We start from the raw sequence: 1120 nt of genomic DNA on the forward strand, positions 1-1120 counted from the left end.
CGCTTGAAAGAGATGGATAATGAAGGTCTTGTTCCTTATGTTGAATATGCGAAGTCGTCCAGCCATTATAAGGTGAATAGTACTAGTAATGATACAAGGGCAATAATCCAAGAAGCAATAAACAAAGAAAATCAACTTAACTCAAATTCTGTAACACCAGAAATGAGCAAGTATCTCTTAGGCGAGGAGACCGATCTTTCTCTAGTCAATATGAGCGTAGACCAGTTGAAAACGTATAAAAATGTATTGGAACATTTATCGATTTCTTCTGACCAAAATGCCAAACATGGCTATGAAGAATATCAGCTCTATCTAAATAGTAAATACTCAGGAGGAAGTCAATGAAACAATACAGGAAAAAAATACTAATCATTCTGGGGGTTTTAAGCCTTCTTGTTGTGGTTTCTGGAGGCTATCCTTTGTATCGCTATTTGACACATGATCGCTATAAAGTTTGGTCAATTGAAGTAGAACCAGCATCTCATGAATTTATAGCTGATAGACAGGGGCTGGTCATTTCTTGGAAAGAGACAAAGAATAGTAATGGGAAAAGAGATAGGGATGAGCCGGTTGACTATAGTTTGGTAATTCATGGGAGACGATTTATAGCCACAGAAAGTATCCGTTTAATCTATGAATCGGGAGATAATCGCTTTGATGTGAAGAATCTAAGTTGGGGGGAGTATTGGAAGATTCAGGTCTATGATACCAGTCAGGATGATTTGCCTCGTAAGGAGTATGATCTTTTGAAGGCTATTGCGGATTATGATGCTTCTTACTTTCCAGTTTCAAGTGCCTATACTCATTTTTTTGCTTACAAAGATCAGGAATACCGGACAGTCGTTCTCCAGAAAACGGGAGGTGAGGATCGTAAGGAAGTCCTCTTTAACATGGCAACAGGTAAACTAGAAGACATCCCTAAGGATGCCGGAAAGGCTCTAGAGAACAGAAATGTTAATATATTTAAAGAATTTACTAATTTAAAAGAATATTATGCAGGTGACCTTTTACATATAGACACTCCAATTAGTTTTTCTCAATCCGTAATTGAACAGTCTTCAGACTGGCGTTTGAAGGAGGAGTATCCTGCAGCCTATGACTTGATGACTAAGAAGAAAGG

At 37.9% G+C, this 1120-nt stretch carries 1 protein-coding gene and 1 pseudogene; both read left to right on the forward strand.

Annotation, left to right across the window (positions count from 1 at the left end):
• Positions 1–345, forward strand: a pseudogene (locus tag HMPREF2991_RS03245) (hypothetical protein); the annotation flags it as partial.
• Positions 342–1120, forward strand: a 779-nt coding sequence (locus tag HMPREF2991_RS03250; protein ID WP_070683543.1) for a hypothetical protein, incomplete at its 3' end; no start/stop codon positions are given. The pseudogene HMPREF2991_RS03245 and the gene HMPREF2991_RS03250, both read left to right, overlap by 4 nt.

Source organism: Streptococcus sp. HMSC072D07, assembly GCF_001814835.1.
GTDB lineage: Bacteria > Bacillota > Bacilli > Lactobacillales > Streptococcaceae > Streptococcus.